Origin of the sequence: Zoogloea oleivorans, from assembly GCF_008107625.1 — a bacterium.
Taxonomy (GTDB): Bacteria; Pseudomonadota; Gammaproteobacteria; order Burkholderiales; family Rhodocyclaceae; genus Zoogloea; species Zoogloea oleivorans.
Window position 1 is genome coordinate 14,946 of record NZ_SDKK01000006.1, and the last position, 18,228, is coordinate 33,173.

Consider the following 18,228-nt stretch of genomic DNA (forward strand, 5'->3'; position numbering starts at 1 on the left):
CTTCTGACGCCCTGCGCGGGCGTCGCACGCGCGCCCTTCGTCCCGCTTCAGGAGTCTTCCGTGACCGCCCCCACGCCATCCTCGCCCCTCCGTCTCCCCGTCACCCCGGAATCCGCCACCTCGCCGGCTCGCCTGCCCGCCGGCCTGAGCCGCCCCGGCAGTCGCGGCACCGACGGCACAGCCAGTGCGCTCACCACCAACGTCATCGCCCGACACACCTGGACGCTGACCCAGGCCAGCCGCAGCGAAGACGCCCCGGCACAGGCCAGCATTCCCGCCGACGCCGGCCTCCTGGCCCTCGAAGCGGCCGACGGGACGACAATCTTCATGCGGGCCGACGCCCTCGCCGAACGGATGGCCCGCCTGGCCATGACGCGGCCCGAACTGCTCGGCGCCGATGGCAGTTTCGATCTGGCCGCCTTCCGCCCGCGGGACGCCAACAACCGCGGCGTCGGCGACTGGATCTGGCGGCAGGTCACCTCGCTGGAGCTGATCCCGGACGAAATCACCCGGCTGGCCAAGGAAAAGGCCAGCGAACTGACTGGCAAGTCAGTCGAGGATCTGGCTGTCGCCGGGGCTTCCTGGCTCGGCGCCAAGGCCATCGTGTGGGCCATCGAAAACCAGCTCGCCGGCGAACCCGGCCTCTACCCATGGCGCGGCAGCGCCCTTGAACGACACGAACGCCTCGATGCCAACGCCGCCAGCCTGCAGATACTCAGCAGCCAACCCGGGCTGATCTTCATTCACGGCACTGGCTCCCACACCCTCGGCTCCTTCGGCGAACTGCCCGGCAGCCACACTTGGGGCAAGCTCGCCGAGCAGTTCGAAGGGCGGGTCTTCGGCTTCGAGCACCGGACCTTCTCCGAAAGCCCCATCGACAACGCTCTCGCCCTCGTGCGCGCCCTGCCCCATGGCGCCCGCTTTTCCATCGTCAGCCATTCCCGCGGCGGCCTGGTCGGCGACCTGCTGTGCCTTGACCCTTCTGCCGACAACGACGCCCTCTTCGCCGAACTGATCAAGGCCTACCGGCGCCGCCCGGGCGCAGAAGAAGACGCCGGCAACGCCGACGACCAGGAAAAATTCGCCATCCAGGAGCAAGCCAAGCTGACTGAACTGCTCGTACTCCTGCGCGAGAAGGCATTGCTGATCGAACGCTACGTGCGCGTCGCCTCGCCGGCCCGCGGCACCTCCCTGCTCACCGACAACCTGGATCTGTTCCTGTCCGGCCTGCTGGCCCTGGTACGCCGCTTCGGCACCTGGACGGCCGGCACCGTGGGCGGCATGGTGGCCGGCCCCGGAGCAGCCGCGGCGGCCCGGGCTGCCACCGACAAGGGCCTGGCGTTTCTCACCCGCGTCGTGCTCGAAATCGCCAATCGGCGCCTGCAGCCCCAGCTCCTGCCGGGCATAGAAGCCATGCTCCCGGAAGCACCGATGGGCATGCTGCTGGCGAACGCCCCAAGCCGTCCCGGCCTGCACATGGCGCTGATCGCCGGCGACATCGAAGGCGGCGGCTTCATCAAGCGCCTGGGCGTGATGTTCACCGACTGGATGTTCTTTGACCGGGCTGACAACGACCTGGTGGTAGACACCGCCTCCATGTACGGCGGCCTGGCCTTCCAGGCAAAGGCGCGGGCCATCTTCGTGCAGGGAGAGAACATCAATCACTTCCGCTACTTCCGCGACGACACCGCCACCGCCGATGGTCACGCACTGCCCCAGGCCCTGCATGGCTGGCTGTCGGCCAGCGACCCGTCGGCCCTGCCCGAATGGGCCGCCTCGGCCCAGCCCGCGCTTGAAGCGCCGAGAATGCCAGGCGTCAGCCGCGGCGATGCACCGCCAGCCGCGGCCGTGCTCGTGTACCTCCCCGGCATCATGGGCAGCGAACTGGCCGCCAATGGCAACAAGATCTGGCTCGACCCCCTCGACCTGGCCCGCGGCCGGCTGGACCGGATTGCCATGGGCAGCGACGCCACAATCACGCACGAAGGGCTGGTCGGCATGGCCTACGGCAAACTCGCCGACCACCTGACCCGCAGCCACGAACTCATCACCTTCGCCTACGACTGGCGCCTGCCCATCAAAACGCTCGGCGCCACCCTTGTCAGCACCCTGCGCAAGGCGCTTGACGAGCACCCGGACAAGCCGGTGCGCATCCTTGCCCACAGCATGGGCGGCCTGGTCGTGCGCGCCGCCTTTGCCGCCGACAAAACCCTGTGGGACGACATCATCGCCCGCGACGGTGGCCGGCTCCTCATGCTTGGCACGCCCAACCGCGGCTCCCACCTGTTCGTCGAAACCCTGCTCGGCCAGTCGGACACCATCCGCACCCTCGCCCGCGTGGACCTGCGTCACAACATGCAGCAGATCCTCGACATCGTCGCCGGCTTCCCCGGTGCGGTACACCTGCTGCCGGCGCCGGGCTTCACCGACACCGGCAACCTGAACGCCCGCAATTATTACGACCGGGACGTGTGGGACAAGCTTGCCGACGTCAACAACGACTTCTGGTTCGGCCGCAAACTGGGCGGCAAACCCACCCCGGAGGTCCTCCAGGCGGCCCATGACTTCTGGCTGTCGGTGGCCGATACCGCCTGGGTGCGCAAGGCCCCCGAGCGCATCGCCTACGTTTTTGGGCAGAGCGACAACACCCCCTGCGGGCTGCTCGAACAGACCGACGGCAACAAGGTGATCGGCCTGGCCCTGCGCGGCACCCCCGAAGGCGACGGCTCCGTCACCTGGGCCTCAGGCCACCTGCCCGACCTGCCCGCCGAGCGCAAATGGCTGATGCCCGTCGATCACATGGGCCTCACCAGCACCACCAAATACTTCGACGAGATCGATGCCCTCCTTACCCGCGGCAGCCCGCGCAAGCTGGCCGCCCTGCCGGTCAGCCGGGGCGACAGCAGCGCGTCGGTTCGCACCTACCGTGCCGGCCCGCCGGAAGGCTACCCGTCGGCCCCCGAAGCAACAGCCCGCCTCCTCGGCGGCCGTGTGCAGCGAGCGGCAGCACGGGGCAAGAACCGGCTCCTGCGCGTGTCGGTCAAGGCCATGGACCTGCGTTTCGTGCAGATTCCGATCCTGTGCGGCCACTACCGTGGCGATCCGATCGCCGCCGCCGAATCGGTCATCGACCGCTACCTGGTGGACGGCGCCCTGAGCCAGCGCCAGCGCCTCGGCATCCACTCCGGGGCCCTCGGCAGCGCCACCATCGTGCTGATGCCACGCACCCCTGAAGAGCGCCTGCGCCAGACCGGCCGCGGCGCCGTGGTGGTGGGCCTGGGAGAAATGGGCACCTTGTCGGCCGAAGGGGTCACCGAAGCGGTGCGCTCCGGCGTGCTGCGCTACCTGCTCCACGCCGCCGACCGCTACGGTGAAGAGTCGATCACCAACGACACCCGCAGCGACACGTCCCCCACCCTGCGCCTCAGCCTGGCGAGCCTGCTGATCGGCTCGAATTCCGCGGCCCAGCTCGACGTGGACGAAGCCATCAAGGCCGTCGTGCTGGGCGTACTGGCAGCCAACCGGGATTTCGATAACGGCACCGGCAAGCAGGCTGTACGACGCGCCTTCGTGGGCGACCTGCAGTTCGTCGAGATGTACCGCGACGCGGCCATCTCGGCCGCCCACGCCGTCCGGCGCCTCAACACCACCCTGGCCAGCGATCTCAAACGCCTCAACCTCGACCTGGAAACCGCCACCGAAGTGCGCTACGGCGAGGGCACCCGCCAGCGCCTCAGTGTGTCGCCCTTCACCGACTACTGGCCGCGCCTGGTGGTGTGCGACGCCGACCGGGAAGACAACCACTGCACGCCCGAGTGCTACACCCCACGCGTCCAGTTGCCCATCCCGGCGGAAAGCCTGCGCCAGATCCTGCGCATCTACGGCTGCGGCGACAAAGTTGCCGACGGCCACATGCCGATTCCCACCGGGCTCGACGAAGCCCCCGCACCCCGTTACGCCAAGCGTCTGAAGTTCATCTACATGGGTGAAAAGGCCCGTGCCGAAAGCATCGTCCAGCAACGTCAGCCGGGCCTCGTCGAAAAGCTGGCCGACATTACTTTCAACGGTCCCGGGCGCACGCTCTATTCCCCCGAAGCAGGCTTCGGCAACACCCTGTTCCAACTGCTCGTCCCCCTCGACTTCAAGGGTGCCGCGCGCAAGGCCTGCAACCTGATTCTGGTCGTTGATGACAGCACCGCCAACCTGCCGTGGGAAATGCTGGAAGCCGACGGCAAGCCCCTGGTGCTGCGCACCCGCGTCGTACGCCAGTTCATGACACCACGCTTTCGCCAGCAGGTCGTGCGTAGCGACGACCTGTCGGCCTGCGTGATTGCCAACCCGAGCACCGAAGGCTTCCACGCTCAGTTCGGCGGACCGGGCTGGAAGCCCGCCAACGGCCCGAATGGCGTGCCCGGCTGCGACAGCCTGGCCGATCTGCCGGGCGCCGCCGGCGAGGGCGACGCGGTCAGCCGGGTTCTCACCGATGCCGGCTACGCCGTCACCATCGCCCCGCCCGACTCAACCGCCAGCGACGTCTTCACGCGCCTCTTCGCCCGCCCCTACCGCATTCTGATGGTTTCCGCCCACGGCATCTTCGCCAGGCAGGCCGCCGACGGCAGCTATCGCAGCGGCGTGGTGCTGTCGGATGGTCTGCTCCTGTCGGCCACCGAAATCAGCCTGATGGAGAACGTCCCCGACCTGGTCTTCCTGAGCTGCTGCCACCTGGGCAAGATCGGCACCGAGGCGGGCTCGAACAGCAACCGGCTGGCCTACAGCCTGGCCCGCGAGTTGATCGACATGGGCGTGCGCTGCGTGGTGGCCGCCGGCTGGGAGGTGGACGACGCCGCCGCCCGCACCTTCACCGAAACCTTCTTTGACCAGATGACCAACCAGGGCGCCAGCTTTGGAAACGCCATCAGCACTGCCCGCCAGACCACCTTCGACACCCACCCGGCGTGCAACACCTGGGGTGCCTACCAGGCCTACGGTGACCCGTCCTTCCAGCTTCAGGTGCGCCGGGGCACTGCAACCGACGATACCCCGCTGGGGGCTCCGGAAGAACTCATCGAGTGGCTTGAACAACGCCGTCTCGACACACGCCTTGGCGCCGCATCCTCAATCATCCCGGAGCCCGACTGCAAAACGCTGACACAACGGATCAAGACACGCCTGAAGCATGTGCCCGACGCGTGGGTCGACCTCCCGGAAGTCCAGCAGGCACTCGGGCGCCTCTATACCGAATACGGCCGGGACGGCTTTCCAGTGGCCCGCCAAGCTCTGCTGCGCGCCATCGGTGAAGACTCCTCCCGCGGGCTGGTGCCGATATCGGCCATCGAGCAACTCGCCAACATGGAAGCCCGGCAGGCCGAACGCCTCAGTGAACCGGGCCCAGCGCAGGATCTCAAGGCAGCAACGCCACTGGTCAACGACGCCATCGCCCGCCTGAAATCCCTGCTCGCCCTGTCCAGCCCCAAACCCCACGGTGAACCGGATGCCGTCTCGAACGGGGCCCGACCCAACCTGGAACGGCTGGCCATCCTCGGCAGTGCCTACAAGCGCAAGGCCATCGTCCTCGCCCGTTCCGGCGAGACATGGAAAAAGATCGCCACCCAACTCGATCTGGCGCGCAATGCCTACACCCTGAGCGAAGGCAGCCCGGACACCACCACCGACTGGAACCCCTACGGCGCCATCAACCGCATCCAGCTCGATGCCCTGCTGGGTGACGCACCGGCCATCGACGCCCAGCTCACTCTGTGCGAAAAGGCCGCCCAGGCACGCTTCTCGCAGAGCTACGACTTCTTCGACGCGGTCATGCCCGCCGATACCGCCATCGCCCGCTGGCTGCACGACAGCACTGCCAGCGTCGCTGCGGACAGCCTGGCCGTACATCTGAAACACTATCGGGACGCCATTCGCGGCCTCAGTTGCACCCGCCGCCAGCGCGATTCGGTCAGCTCCCAGCTGGTAATCCTGGCCGAGCTTCTCGATTGCCGAAAATCCGACAAGGACAAGGAACGGGCCCGCCTCCTCAGGGATCTGGCCAGCGCCCTCCAGACCCCGGGCAACCAGCCATGAACCCCAAACGCCCAACAATGGTGCAAACCGGCGATCGCGCACAAGAATAGGTCGGACTTAACCCCACTCTGGTGCGCCAATATCGATGCTGGGCACGAAAAATCAATACTTTAGTGCATGGCACATGGTTTGCTTGATGCCATGCACTAAAGGAGTCGTGATGGCAGAAACCAAGTCCACCTGTTGTTACTGCGGCGTAGGCTGCGGTGTTGTGATCGAACATGAAGCCGGCCGCATCATTGGCGTAAAGGGGGACCCGGACCATCCCGCCAACTTCGGCCGCCTGTGCACCAAGGGCGCCACCCTGCACCTGTCCGCCGCACCCGACACCCTGATCGCCCGGGCACTCCATCCGGAGCTGCGCAGCAGTCGTGACGAAGGTCGCCAGCGGGTCAGCTGGGACACCGCCCTCGACACCGCCGCCGACAAGTTTGCCGCAATCATCGCCGAACACGGCCCCGATGCGGTCGCCATCTATGGCGCCGGCCAGTTGCTGACCGAGGACTATTACGTCTTCAACAAGCTGATGAAAGGTCTCATCGGCTCGAACAACCTCGATACCAATTCGCGCCTGTGCATGTCGAGCGCAGTGGCCGGCTACAAACTCAGCCTGGGCGCCGATGCGCCGCCGTGCAGCTACGCGGACATCGCCCACACCAAAGCCTTGTTCATCACCGGCAGCAACACCGCCTTCGCCCACCCGATCGCCTTCCGCCGCGTCGAGGACGCCCGCAAGGCCAATCCGGACATCCAGCTGGTTGTCATCGACCCGCGTCGCACCGACACCGCCGAAGCCGCCGACCTGCACCTGGCCCTGCTGCCCGGCACCGACATCGCCCTCTACAACGCGATGCTCCACGTCATGCTGTGGGAAGGCTGGATCAACCGCGATTACGTGGACGCCCACACCGAAGGCTTCGACGCCCTCAAGAAGACCGTTCGCGAATACACGCCGGCCATGGCAGCCACCATCTGCGGCCTCGACAGAAAGCACATCGAGCAGGCGGCGCAGATTTTCGCCACCTCTCCGGCCACCATGTCGATGTATTGCCAGGGACTCAACCAGTTCTCCTTCGGCACCCACAACAACTCGGCACTGATCAACCTGCACCTGGCTACCGGCCAGATCGGCAAACCGGGCGCCGGCCCCTTCTCCCTCACCGGCCAGCCCAATGCCATGGGCGGCCGCGAAGTCGGGGGCCTGTCGAATCTGCTGTCAGCCCACCGGGACATGGCCAACGCCGAACACCGGGCCGAAGTCGCCGCCCTGTGGGGCGTGGACAGCGTCCCCGAGAAGCCCGGCAAGAGCGCCGTCGAACTGTTCAAGGCACTGCAAACCGGCGAGATCAAGGCCGTATGGATCGCCTGCACCAACCCGGCCCAGTCGATGCCCGATCAGGCCCTCATCCACGAGGCCCTCAAAACTGCCGAATTCGTCATCGTCCAGGAAGCCTTTGGTCACACCGAAACCTGCGCCTACGCCGACCTGCTGCTGCCCGCCAGTACCTGGGGCGAGAAAGATGGCACCGTCACCAACTCGGAGCGGGCCATCACCCGCGTCCGGGCCGCCGTGTCCGCGCCGGGTGAAGCCCGCCACGATTGGGCGATCGTGGTGGATTTCGCCCGGCGTCTGGGCACTCGTCTCGGCAAGGGCGAGCTTGCCGCACGGATGTTCCCCTACAGCGCGCCGGAAGAAGTCTGGAACGAGCATCGCGAATCCACCCGCGGCCGCGACCTGGACATTACCGGCCTCAGCTATACCATGCTGGAAACCGTCGGCCCCCAGCAATGGCCCTTCCCCGAAGGCGCCAGCCAGGGCAAGGTCCGGCTCTACGAAGACGGCATCTTCCCGACGCCCTCCGGGCGTGCCCGCTTCGTCGTCACCGAACACCGCATCACCGCAGAATCGCCCAGCGCCCGCTACCCGCTGCACCTCAACACCGGGCGCCTGCGCGACCAGTGGCACGGCATGAGCCGCACCGGCCTCGTCGCCCGCCTCTACAGCCATGAGCCAGAACCCATGCTGCACATGCACAAGGACGACATGGAGCGCCGCCAGTTGGCCAATGGCGATCTCGTCAAGGTGAAGAGCAAACGTGGCGACGTGGTGCTCAAAGTGGTGGAGTCCGCCACCCTGCGCGCCGGACAGAGCTTCCTGCCGATGCACTGGGGCGGCAACACCATGGGCGGCCAGGGCGTGAACGTGCTGCTGCCATCCGACTTCGATCCGTACTCGAAACAACCCGAACTCAAGCACGCTGCCGTGCAGGTAGAGAAATACACCGCCGGCAAGGCCCTGGTTGCCATGCGCCGCACCGAGGTGGACGCCGACGGCAATCTGCAACCCAACCCGCTGGCAGTGATGGACAGGCTGCGCCAGTGGCTACCCAATTTCCCCTATGCCAGCCTGACGCTGGCCGGACGCACCGCGCCGGTCATCGTTCTGAAGGCCCGTGGCGAAGAACTGGCACCGGAACTGCTGGCGGCCCTCGACCGGGAGCTGTCGCTCGACGATCCGACCAAAGTACTGTCCTACCAGGACAGTCGCAAGGACGTGGCCAAGCGGGCGCTGGTGGAGGGTGACTCCCTTGCCGCCGTGCGTCTGGCCGGCGAAACCAAGGCCGCCGACTGGCTCACCGACATGATGGTACAAGGGCACTCAGCGGCAGCCGTACGCCCTTGGCTTCTGGCACCGCTGACCCAGCCGCCTGCCGGACAAGCCGCCCGTGGCAAGGTCATCTGCAACTGTTTCGACGTGGCCGAAGACGATATCCTGAGCGCTTTCCGCGCCGGGGAATCGCTGGATGCCCTTCAGGCACGTACCAAGTGCGGTACCAACTGCGGCTCCTGCGTGCCGGAACTGAAGCGTCTGCGCCACAGCGTATCGAACTGAAGAATGAAGAACGCCGGGCCAGAACGGTCCGGCGTGAATCGATCAGACCCGGGCCAGCCCGTTGGCCTGCATCCACTTGAGCGTGGCTTCGGCCACGGCGTCGCATTCGCCGACGCCCGAAAAAGTATGATCGGCTTCGGGGAAGTGCAGCACCTCGACCCCCTGACGCCCCAGCACCGCACGCCATTCAGCGCTTGAAGCCTGCATCTGATCGAACTCCCGCGCCACGTAATCCCGGCCACTCAGCAACACCGCCAGCGGATCATCGCGTCTGGCCAGACCCTTGGCCATCCGCTCGGGCAGACTGCCGGTCGCCTCCTCCACCTGAACCGCTGCGGCAGCCGACGGTTTGTCGGCACTGCCACCGGCCACCTTGAGCAGGGAAAACAGGCTGCCGAAAGAACTCAGCACACTGACCTTGCCCCCCAGCAACTTCTTCCAGAAGGCCGGATCAGTCAGTCGCTGCAGATAGTAATGCTTGAGAAAAACCTTGGCCTCACCCGCCTCGGTGTGCACCCAGGGATTCAGCAGCAGGGAGCCGGCCACCCGCCGATCTGTTTCGGCCGGATACAGGCAAACAGCACTGGCCCCGTCGCACAGGCCCCACAGCACCACCCGACTCAACCCCGGCTGGGCCTTGAGAAACGCACCGATGGCGGCATCGATGTCGTCATTGAGCGCCTCGAAACTACTCGCCGGCCCCGTTGAATCGCCCATCCCGCGATAGTCGAAGCGCATGCACGGTATACCGCGAACAGCCAGATGGCGCGCCACCAGGACAAACTGCCGATGGGCACCGGCCCTGTACTGCGGACCGCCGACAATGACCAGCACACCGACCTCGGCAGGCACCAGCGGCGCCGAGACGATGCCCACCAGGGATTCGCCGGCGCACTCGAACATCACGACGCTATCGTGCCAGTCGCTCATGCAAACTCCTCAAGGGCAAGCAGCGAGGCCTCGATCAATGCCGGACACAATTCGATTTCCTGGGTTTGCCAGAAGGCCGGCCCAACCACGGCCTGCGCCCGGCAACGAATGCCGGCCCCAACCCAGCGATCGATAAGCACCCGGAGTGCGGGAGAGACTTCTTCGCGCTCCGGCGGACCAAGCTCCAGCGCCACAACCGGCGCAGGATAGCCGTTCTGCAGCCCCAGGGTAGCCGACTCCATGCCCCTGGCCAGATCGGAAGACAGGCGGTAGCCGGCAACATCAACGCTTTCACCGGCCTTCAGGCTGGCCCGCACGGCTTCCATCGATGCCTTGGCATCGGCATCGGCAAGCATCTCGGCAGCACCTTTCAGGCGCAGGAACTGGGTCAGGTGCTGACGCCCGTTACTCACCGGCTGCCACAGCAACAAGGGCGCAGCGACACCGCCCGAGCGCAGCCAGTCGGCCAGCACGAGGGCGCCACCGCGCATCCCCCAAAGGGCTACCGCACCTTTGAGGTGTGTCGTTACCCACGACCAGGCATCACGGCAGTCCTGGATCCACAGATCCCAGGATGCATCGCCAAAATCACCGGCACTGTCGCCACATCCGGTCAGATCGACCTGGAGAGTCGACCACCCCCTGGTGGCGAAAGCTTCTGCGGCAAGGGCAACCATTCGCCGGGACTTGTTCATTTCCTCGGCAAACGGGTGCACAAAAATCAGGGTGCCGACAGGATCTACCGCATGGGTGAGGAAACAGAAGCGACCACCTGCTGCAGACCCCGGAAGAAAAAATGCCTCCCGCCGGGGCTTCAAGCCCGCCATTCAGGCAAGCTTTCCGTCCACGAATTCGACAAGGGAACCCACGCAGGCAAACGTGGAACCATCGATTTCGTCATCCTCAACGATAAAGCCAAAACGCTCTTCAAGCATGTTGATCAAACCGACCACCGCCATGGAGTCCAGATCAGGCAGCGCACCCAGCAAAGGGGTGTCGAGATCGAACTGGGCAGCGGCGCCCCCCAGGCTCAAAACCTCGTCGAGAATAGACAGAACTTCCTTCTTCGTATCCAAAAGCTGACTCCAAAATGGCTAAAGCAAAGCCGCCCAGGCGCTTGACAAGACATGCCAGCGCAGCCGACTTTTGCAAGAATAAGGCCCGCATTATAAGCGACACAGCGGTACCGGTAACGCTCATATACCAAATACGCCGGCATCCGCCAAGAAGCTTGTGGCGGCACCGTAAGCTACGTTTGTGCTGGATCGGCGGGCGGCCGGTGCAGCATGACTTTTTTCAGAACCCTGACCATCCAGGCCATCTCGGTGGGTCGCAGGGCCTGATGGCAAGGCAAATGAAACAGATGCAGACGGTAATCCATGGAAACCGGACATTCCGAAATACCCATTTCATCCCAACGCCAGATCGGCAGGCCCACCCGCTTCAAGTTGTAAAAATGTGGGTCCGGCAGATCGACATACAGCGGAAACATGTACGGAACGACATCGGGCGGCAGCTGTGAAAAGAGTGGACGACAGCCAGGCAGTCCGTCGACGGCCGCCAGCCACGCAGCGAAGTTCCTTCTGCGTGATTCGGCGATCCGGTCCGGCTCACTGGCCTGAATGATCCAGCGGGACGTCATCAAACCCGACATCCCTTCCTCGCCGCTGTCGTACATCGCCGAAGTGGTATTGCCGGCCTGCTCGGACTCTGTCCCCCTGTCCCCAAGCACGGAACAGACCCGATCGATTTCTTCGTCGAGAGCGTCCTGCACGACAAAGGGTTTTCGGGCTGCCAGGCCACGCTGTATCCAGCGCACCAGCCCTTTCAATTCACTGACGACACCCCGCCCACGCAACGGCGGGAGCGTCGAAAAATGGCCGCTTTTGGCCACAAGAATTCCGCCATCTTCGGCCGGCGAGAATTTATAGGGGCTTGCCACCACAAATTGGCCGTGAATACCGAGAGCCGGTCGGGCCGCCGACTGTAAATAAGCGTGAGAACAATCTTCAATAAGCACAATGCCCCGGGCCGCACAGAAAGCCTTGATCGGATCCGCATTCTGGGGAAAACCGAAATAATGGGTCAAAAGCAGAGCCCGCACCGGGCGCCGGCACGCGTCTGCAAGTTCCGCCAGAGAGGCCAGATCGGGAGCCAGCTGGCGGTCAAGCGCGTAAAGCAGGACTTCCCCGCCCAGACTAACCGCCGGATCAATCATCGTGCGGCAATGATAGGCCGGGGCCAGCAGCGCCCCCTCCACGCCAACCCCCGCCAGCCGAAAGGCATCCAGCAACGCGTACCGTCCGCGGCTGTAAAAGCGCTGTCCGGCTCCGTCGCCAACTGCCTTGAAGCGGCCGCCACGGGACAGGCCGAACGAGGCACGGCCCGGCGGCGCCAGCAGCGGAACGCGGGGCGAGGGAAAGCGACATGACGCAGGGTGAAATATACGAAATGAGAGAGGCAAGGAATTTTCGCCCAAAAGAGCCGGAATGGCGGTGACGGAAGCCGGTTTGACCGCAAATATCAGAAGCTGCTGACCAGCATAATTCCCGACATTATCGCCGGCAAGTTAAATGTGGCCCCGGCAAGCCCTGAAGCAAATGTGAAGAATGACACTGAACACCTCTCAAACGACATGCCGCAGCGACGACCGTAACATCAACTTTGCTATTATCCAGCCTTCAATTCGAACGCCACCAGGACACCCCACAGGAATGACGTTCAATTTTTCCCAACACCCATGCCCCCCGAGCAACCCATGACGACCACGAAGTACGCCTGGAAGAATCTGCCTGCCACAGAGCTGAACCGGGATGTTTCCCTGCGCGACGCCTGGAACCGGCTCAACACGCTTCGTTGCAACGTCTCCTTCCTGGATGCCGAACCCGTCAGCAACGCACTGAACGTGTTCGGAACCGGTAACGAACGCCTGCTCGTCGCCACGGGCACAGCGGGCATCGTGGCCATGGTGCTTGCCGCCCCGGCGGGACGCTTCCGCTGGATGACCTTCCAGCCGTCGCAAATGCCCCTCGGCGCATGGGTTGCAGAGCCATCCATCACGCCGGAAGCGCTCGGCGCCAGCCTCAACAAGGGCGGCCTCGGCATCTGCCTGGTGTTCTCCTTCACCCAGACCGACCCGCGCTTCGCCCAGCGCAGCACCGACAGCGCCACCACACGCGGCACCGACTACATCGAAACCGGCTGGGTCGATATCGCCGGAAGCTTCGAGGACTACTGGAACGCCCGCGGCAAGAACCTGCGCCAGAACATGCGCAAGCAGCGCAACAAACTGGAAACAGAAGGCATCAAGGGGCAGATGCGCAAGATCACCGACCCTGCCGCCATGGCTGGCGTCATCGAGCGCTATGGCGCACTGGAAAGCGCCGGCTGGAAAGCCGCCTCCGGCACCGCCATCCACCCCGACAACGCCCAGGGCCGCTTCTACATCGAACTGATGTCCGAACGGGCCGCCAAAGGGGAAGCGATCGCCTACGAGTACTATTTCAACGACCGTTGCGTGGCGATCAACCTTTGCGTAGGCCGCGACAAGGTCATCACCATCCTCAAAACCACCTACGACGAATCCACCCATCCGTTCTCCCCGGCCTTCCTGCTGCTGCAGGACATTCTCGAAGAGATGCACGCCGAGGCACGCTGGAGTCGTGTCGAGTTTTACGGGCGCATGATGGAATGGCATACGCGCTGGACCGAGCAGAAGCGCACGATCTACCATCTGACCTGTTACCGCTGGCCCTTCATCAAGACGCTTGCCGAGCGGCGCCAGGAACAACAAGCCGAAAAGGCAGAAGCGGCGCCCGCCGAAGCCTCCACCACGACCTGAAGCCGCCACAAGCGCGCAATCCGGCACCACGACTGACATCCAGCTGAACGAATTTTCCATGACCAACAAACGCGTTCTGATGATCGCCTACCACTACCCGCCGGTGCGGGCCAGCAGTGGTATCCAGAGAACCCTCAAGTTCTCGGCCTATTTGCGGGACCACGCCTGGGAACCGATGGTGCTGACCATCTCGCCGCGCGCCTACGAAAAGGTCAGCGATGACCAGATGGGAGAAATCCCTACCGGCATGGTGGTGGAACGCGCCTTCGGACTCGACACGGCGCGCCAACTGTCGTTCAAGGGGCGTTACCTGCGCTGGATGTCCCTGCCGGACCGCTGGGTAAGCTGGTGGCCAATGGGCGTCATCAAGGGACTGAGCCTGATCCGCCGCTATCGGCCAAAGGCCATTTTCGCCACCTTTCCGATCGCCACCTCGCCCCTCATCGGCCTGACCCTCCAGCGTCTCACCGGCTTGCCGCTGATCACCGACTTTCGCGATTCGATGACGGAACCGGGCTATCCCGCCGACCCGCTCACCTGGAAGATCTGGACGCGCCTTGAGCGCGCGCTGGTCAAGCACTCCACGCGAGTCGTGTTCACCACGCCGGGCGCCCGCCAGATGTACGCCGAACGCTACCCGGAAATCCCGGCCGAACGCTGGACGGTCATCGAAAACGGCTTCGACGAAGAAAACTTCCGCGACGCTGAAGCAGGCCTGAACACCAACCGCCTGGGCCCGGCAGGCCAGATGGTGCTCGTCCATAGTGGCATCCTGTATCCCAAGGAGCGCGATCCGCGGCCATTCTTCACGGCCCTCCAGCGCCTGAAGCGCGAAGGCCAGGTGTCTGCCGCGCAACTCAAGGTCATCCTGCGCGCCACCGGCAGCGACGACGCCTACCGGGACATGCTGGCCAAGTTCGGCATCGATGACATCGTCACCGTCGAGCCCATGGTTGCCTACAAAACGGCGCTACAGGAAATGATGCGCGCCGACGGCCTCCTGCTCATGCAGGGCGGCGACTGCAATCACCAGATCCCTGCCAAGCTCTACGAATACGCGCGGGCAGGTCGCCCCATCGTCGCACTGACCGACTTTGCCGGTAACACCGCCGAGTTGCTGGGCAAGCTGGGCAGCCCGCTCATCGCCAATATCGCCGACGCGGATTCGATCCGCACCGTCCTGCTCGACTGCCTGGCAAGCTGGCGTAGCGGCCAACTTCATGGCGTCCGCCGCGAAGTCGCCGAGACCTGCTCCCGTCGCTCCCGCTCAGACGAACTGGCCCGCCTGCTCGAACAGATCACCTGAAGATTGAGGTCAGCGCAAACCGGGCAGGCCGCTGCTGCGATGCAGTATTTCGCAAAGTTCAAACACAGGCTCGGTTACACTTTCAATCCTTGATCCAAAGTGGATTATTTGGCTGTCGCCAGCCAGGCGCCTGCTGCCCCCGCACACAGCCACAACCGGCGCTCCCGCATGCGCAAAAGCCTGCCGTGCCCATGCCGGATTGGCAAGTTGCAACTTTGCACTGCCCGTGAGCAAGCTGGCATGGCACGTCACAGACCTGCTGTAAACTCGAGACGCCGCAGACGCGCGGCGGACTTGCCTGACGATTGGTTCGACAAACCTGCTCCAGAACGATGTTCACTACGACTCTTCTCCACGAACTCATCACTGCCTCTGCCAGTCGGGCTCCCGACTCGTCAGCCCTGACCGCAGGCGCACGCACCCTCAGCTATCGCGAACTCGATGATCAGGTTGCCGGGATGGCCTCCGGGCTGATCGGGCTCGGCCTCGACCGGGGTGAGCGAGTCGGCATCTTCCTGGACAAGCGCATTGAGACCGTCGTCGCCAGCTTTGGCGCGGCACGAGCCGGCGGCGCCTTCGTACCGGTCAATCCGATCCTCAAGGCAGAACAGGTCGGCCACATCCTGCGCGACTGCAACGCCCGGGTATTGATCACCTCACCCGAACGCCTGCCGCTCATCGCCAGCACCCTCGAAAACTGCCATGACCTGCGCCATGTCATCCTGACAGCACCGAGCACCAAGCCGGTCAGTCTGCAGGCCATCGGCATCCACCAGTGGGCCGACCTGCTGGCTTTGCCGCCCCGCCCCGGACACCGGGTCGTCGACACGGACATGCTGTCCATCCTGTACACCTCCGGCAGCACCGGCCGGCCAAAGGGCGTGGTGCTGTCCCACCGCAACATGGTGGCCGGCGCCAAGAGCGTCGCCAGCTACCTCGGCAACACCGCCGACGACACCCTGCTGGCAGCCCTGCCGCTGTCCTTCGATGCCGGCTTCTCGCAACTCACCACCGCCTTCCACAGCGGAGCCCGGGTTGTGCTGCTGAACTACCTGCTCCCGCAGGATGTGCTCAAGGCGATGGTCAAAGAGAAAGTCACAGGTCTGACTGCCGTCCCCCCGCTGTACATCCAGCTAGCCCAGCTCAAGTGGCCGGAAACAGTCACCGATCACCTGCGCTACTTCGCCAACACCGGTGGGCGGATGCCCCTCGAAACCCTCAAGGCCCTGCGCACCCACCTGCCACGCACCCAGCCCTTCCTGATGTACGGGCTTACCGAAGCCTTCCGCGCTACCTACCTGCCGCCCGAACAGGCCGACATTCGTCCTGACTCCATCGGCAAGGCCATCCCCAACGCCGAAGTGATGGTTCTGCGGGACGACGGCAGCGAATGTGGTCCGAACGAACCGGGCGAACTGGTACAGCGTGGTGCTCACGTGGCCATGGGCTACTGGAACGATCCCGAAAAAACCGCCGAGCGCTTCAAGCCCCTGCCGGTCACGGCACCCGGCCGCCAGGCGGGCTTCGTGCTGCCTGAAATCGCCGTTTTTTCGGGCGACACGGTGCGCCGCGACGAGGACGGCTACCTGTATTTCATCGGCCGCCGCGACGAGATGATGAAGACTTCCGGCTATCGGGTCAGCCCGACCGAAGTCGAAGAAGTGCTCTACTCCACCCACTTGGTCGGCGAATGCGTCGCCTTTGGCGTCCCCCACCCATCCCTTGGCCACGCCATTTGCGTGATTGCCACCGGCAAGGACGGTGCGCCCCTGGATGCCACGGCACTGCTCGCAGAATGTCGCCAGCGCATGCCGGCCTACATGGTGCCCTCGGTCATCGAGGCCCGCGACGGCCCCCTGCCCCGCAATCCCAACGGCAAGATCGATCGCAAGACCCTTTCCACCGAATTCGAAAACGCAAACAAGGTGCCGCGATGAGTGAAGTGACCCGCGAGAAACCGGTACACGCCCCAATGGACCAGTTCCAGTCCGAAGGTGGCGAGCTGATGGTCGGCGGCATCCCCCTGCGTCGCCTGGCCGAACGCATAGGCCAGACGCCCTTTTATGCCTATGACCGCGAACTGCTGACACGCCGGGTCGCCGAACTGCGTGCAGCCCTGCCTGCCGGCATCAAGATCCACTACGCCATGAAGGCGAATCCGATGCCCGCCGTGGTCGACCACATGGCCCGGCTCGTGGATGGCATCGATGTCGCATCGGGGCGCGAACTGAAGGTTGCCCTCGACAGCGGCGCCAATCCACATGAAATCAGCTTTGCCGGTCCTGGCAAACGCCATGAAGAGCTGCGTCAGGCCGTCGCAGCCGGCATCCTGATCAACATCGAATCCTTCCGTGAAGTCTCCGAACTGGCTGCCATCCGCCAGGCTACCGGCTGGCCGGTACGCGTCGCAGTGCGCGTCAATCCGGACTTCGAACTGAAGAGTTCCGGCATGAAAATGGGCGGCGGCCCCAAGCAGTTCGGTGTCGACGCCGAACAGGTCCCGGCCCTGCTCGCCGAAATCGGCCAGGCTGGCCTTGCCTTCGAAGGCTTCCACCTCTTTGCCGGCTCCCAGAACCTGCGCCCCGAAGCCATCGTCGAAGCCCAGCGCAAGTGTTTTGATCTGGCCCTGCGCCTGGCCGAAAGCGCGCCGTCAGCCGTCAAATTTCTCAACCTCGGAGGCGGATTCGGCATTCCCTACTTCCCGGGCGAGCAACGCCTGGACTTGAGCAGCATTTCTGCAAACCTCGCGGCCATCGCAACGGAAGCCAGGGAGAAACTACCTGAAGCCGAGATCGTCATCGAACTGGGACGCTATCTTGTCGGCGAGGCCGGCATTTACGTCTGCAAGATCCTCGATCGCAAGGTGTCCCGCGGCCACACCTTCCTGGTTGCCGACGGTGGCCTGCACCACCATCTTTCGGCCTCGGGAAACTTCGGCCAGGTGATCCGCAAGAACTATCCGGTGACCATCGGTGACCGGAGCGACGCCCCCGCAGGCGAAGCGGTTTCCGTTGTCGGCCCGCTGTGCACGCCGCTGGACATTCTGGCCGACCGGATGGCCCTGCCTGAAGCGCACCCCGGCAACCTGGTCGTGATCTTTCAATCCGGCGCCTATGGCGCCAGCGCCAGCCCGCAGGCATTTCTCGACCAACCCAGGGTCGTCGAGGTTCTGGTCTAGGC

10 protein-coding genes are annotated in these 18,228 nt (G+C 64.5%); 6 read left to right on the forward strand and 4 right to left on the reverse strand.

Going from position 1 to position 18,228, the window contains the following annotated elements; all coding sequences use genetic code 11:
* Positions 1-60 precede the first annotated feature (60 nt).
* A complete protein-coding gene (locus tag ETQ85_RS07310; protein ID WP_148578395.1) occupies positions 61-6,078 on the forward strand; it encodes a CHAT domain-containing protein in 6,018 nt (2,005 codons plus the stop codon).
* 160 nt (positions 6,079-6,238) lie between these two features.
* On the forward strand, positions 6,239-8,971 hold the full coding sequence (locus ETQ85_RS07315) for a nitrate reductase (RefSeq protein WP_246128672.1): 2,733 nt from the start codon (positions 6,239-6,241) through the stop codon (positions 8,969-8,971).
* A 42-nt stretch (positions 8,972-9,013) separates the two neighbouring features.
* Here the strand turns inward: ETQ85_RS07315 and ETQ85_RS07320 are convergent, their stop codons facing one another.
* The 4 genes from ETQ85_RS07320 to ETQ85_RS07335 all read right to left on the reverse strand — a co-directional run bounded on the left by ETQ85_RS07320 (position 9,014) and on the right by ETQ85_RS07335 (position 12,194).
* Positions 9,014-9,901 (reverse strand): hydrolase 1, exosortase A system-associated, encoded by an 888-nt coding sequence (locus ETQ85_RS07320; RefSeq protein WP_222862098.1) that lies wholly within the window; start codon positions 9,899-9,901, stop codon positions 9,014-9,016.
* Positions 9,898-10,728 (reverse strand): hydrolase 2, exosortase A system-associated, encoded by an 831-nt coding sequence (locus ETQ85_RS07325; RefSeq protein WP_148578397.1) that lies wholly within the window; start codon positions 10,726-10,728, stop codon positions 9,898-9,900. The genes ETQ85_RS07320 and ETQ85_RS07325 overlap by 4 nt, the downstream gene beginning before the upstream one ends.
* Complete coding sequence (locus tag ETQ85_RS07330) at positions 10,729-10,977, reverse strand: acyl carrier protein (protein ID WP_148578398.1); 249 nt, start codon at positions 10,975-10,977, stop codon at positions 10,729-10,731.
* A 173-nt stretch (positions 10,978-11,150) separates the two neighbouring features.
* Entirely contained in the window at positions 11,151-12,194 is a 1,044-nt protein-coding gene (locus ETQ85_RS07335; protein WP_187394618.1) for a DegT/DnrJ/EryC1/StrS family aminotransferase, read from the reverse strand.
* Positions 12,195-12,659: 465 nt separating this feature from the next.
* Between ETQ85_RS07335 and ETQ85_RS07340 the strand changes: the two genes are divergently transcribed.
* The 4 genes from ETQ85_RS07340 (at position 12,660) to ETQ85_RS07355 (ending at position 18,226) form a co-directional block, all read left to right on the forward strand.
* Entirely contained in the window at positions 12,660-13,742 is a 1,083-nt protein-coding gene (locus tag ETQ85_RS07340) for a GNAT family N-acetyltransferase (RefSeq protein WP_187394619.1), read from the forward strand.
* A gap of 58 nt (positions 13,743-13,800) precedes the next feature.
* Positions 13,801-15,048, forward strand: coding sequence for a glycosyltransferase (locus ETQ85_RS07345; protein WP_222862099.1), 1,248 nt, complete (start codon positions 13,801-13,803; stop codon positions 15,046-15,048).
* A gap of 332 nt (positions 15,049-15,380) precedes the next feature.
* Positions 15,381-16,985, forward strand: coding sequence for an acyl-CoA ligase (AMP-forming), exosortase A system-associated (locus ETQ85_RS07350; RefSeq protein ID WP_148578401.1), 1,605 nt, complete (start codon positions 15,381-15,383; stop codon positions 16,983-16,985).
* Complete coding sequence (locus ETQ85_RS07355; protein ID WP_246128674.1) at positions 16,982-18,226, forward strand: pyridoxal-dependent decarboxylase, exosortase A system-associated; 1,245 nt, start codon at positions 16,982-16,984, stop codon at positions 18,224-18,226. Before ETQ85_RS07350 ends, ETQ85_RS07355 begins: the two co-directional genes overlap by 4 nt.
* Positions 18,227-18,228: the final 2 nt, after the last annotated feature.

Bases quoted from the DNA above. Each gene is read 5' to 3' on its own strand.
- ETQ85_RS07340 (WP_187394619.1), top strand. From the start codon at position 12,660: ATGACGACCACGAAGTACGCCTGGAAGAATCTGCCTGCCACAGAGCTG.
- ETQ85_RS07345 (WP_222862099.1), top strand. From the start codon at position 13,801: ATGACCAACAAACGCGTTCTGATGATCGCCTACCACTACCCGCCGGTG.
- ETQ85_RS07350 (WP_148578401.1), top strand. From the start codon at position 15,381: ATGTTCACTACGACTCTTCTCCACGAACTCATCACTGCCTCTGCCAGT.
- ETQ85_RS07355 (WP_246128674.1), top strand. From the start codon at position 16,982: ATGAGTGAAGTGACCCGCGAGAAACCGGTACACGCCCCAATGGACCAG.
- ETQ85_RS07315 (WP_246128672.1), top strand. From the start codon at position 6,239: ATGGCAGAAACCAAGTCCACCTGTTGTTACTGCGGCGTAGGCTGCGGT.
- ETQ85_RS07320 (WP_222862098.1), bottom strand. From the start codon at position 9,901: ATGAGCGACTGGCACGATAGCGTCGTGATGTTCGAGTGCGCCGGCGAA.
- ETQ85_RS07325 (WP_148578397.1), bottom strand. From the start codon at position 10,728: ATGGCGGGCTTGAAGCCCCGGCGGGAGGCATTTTTTCTTCCGGGGTCT.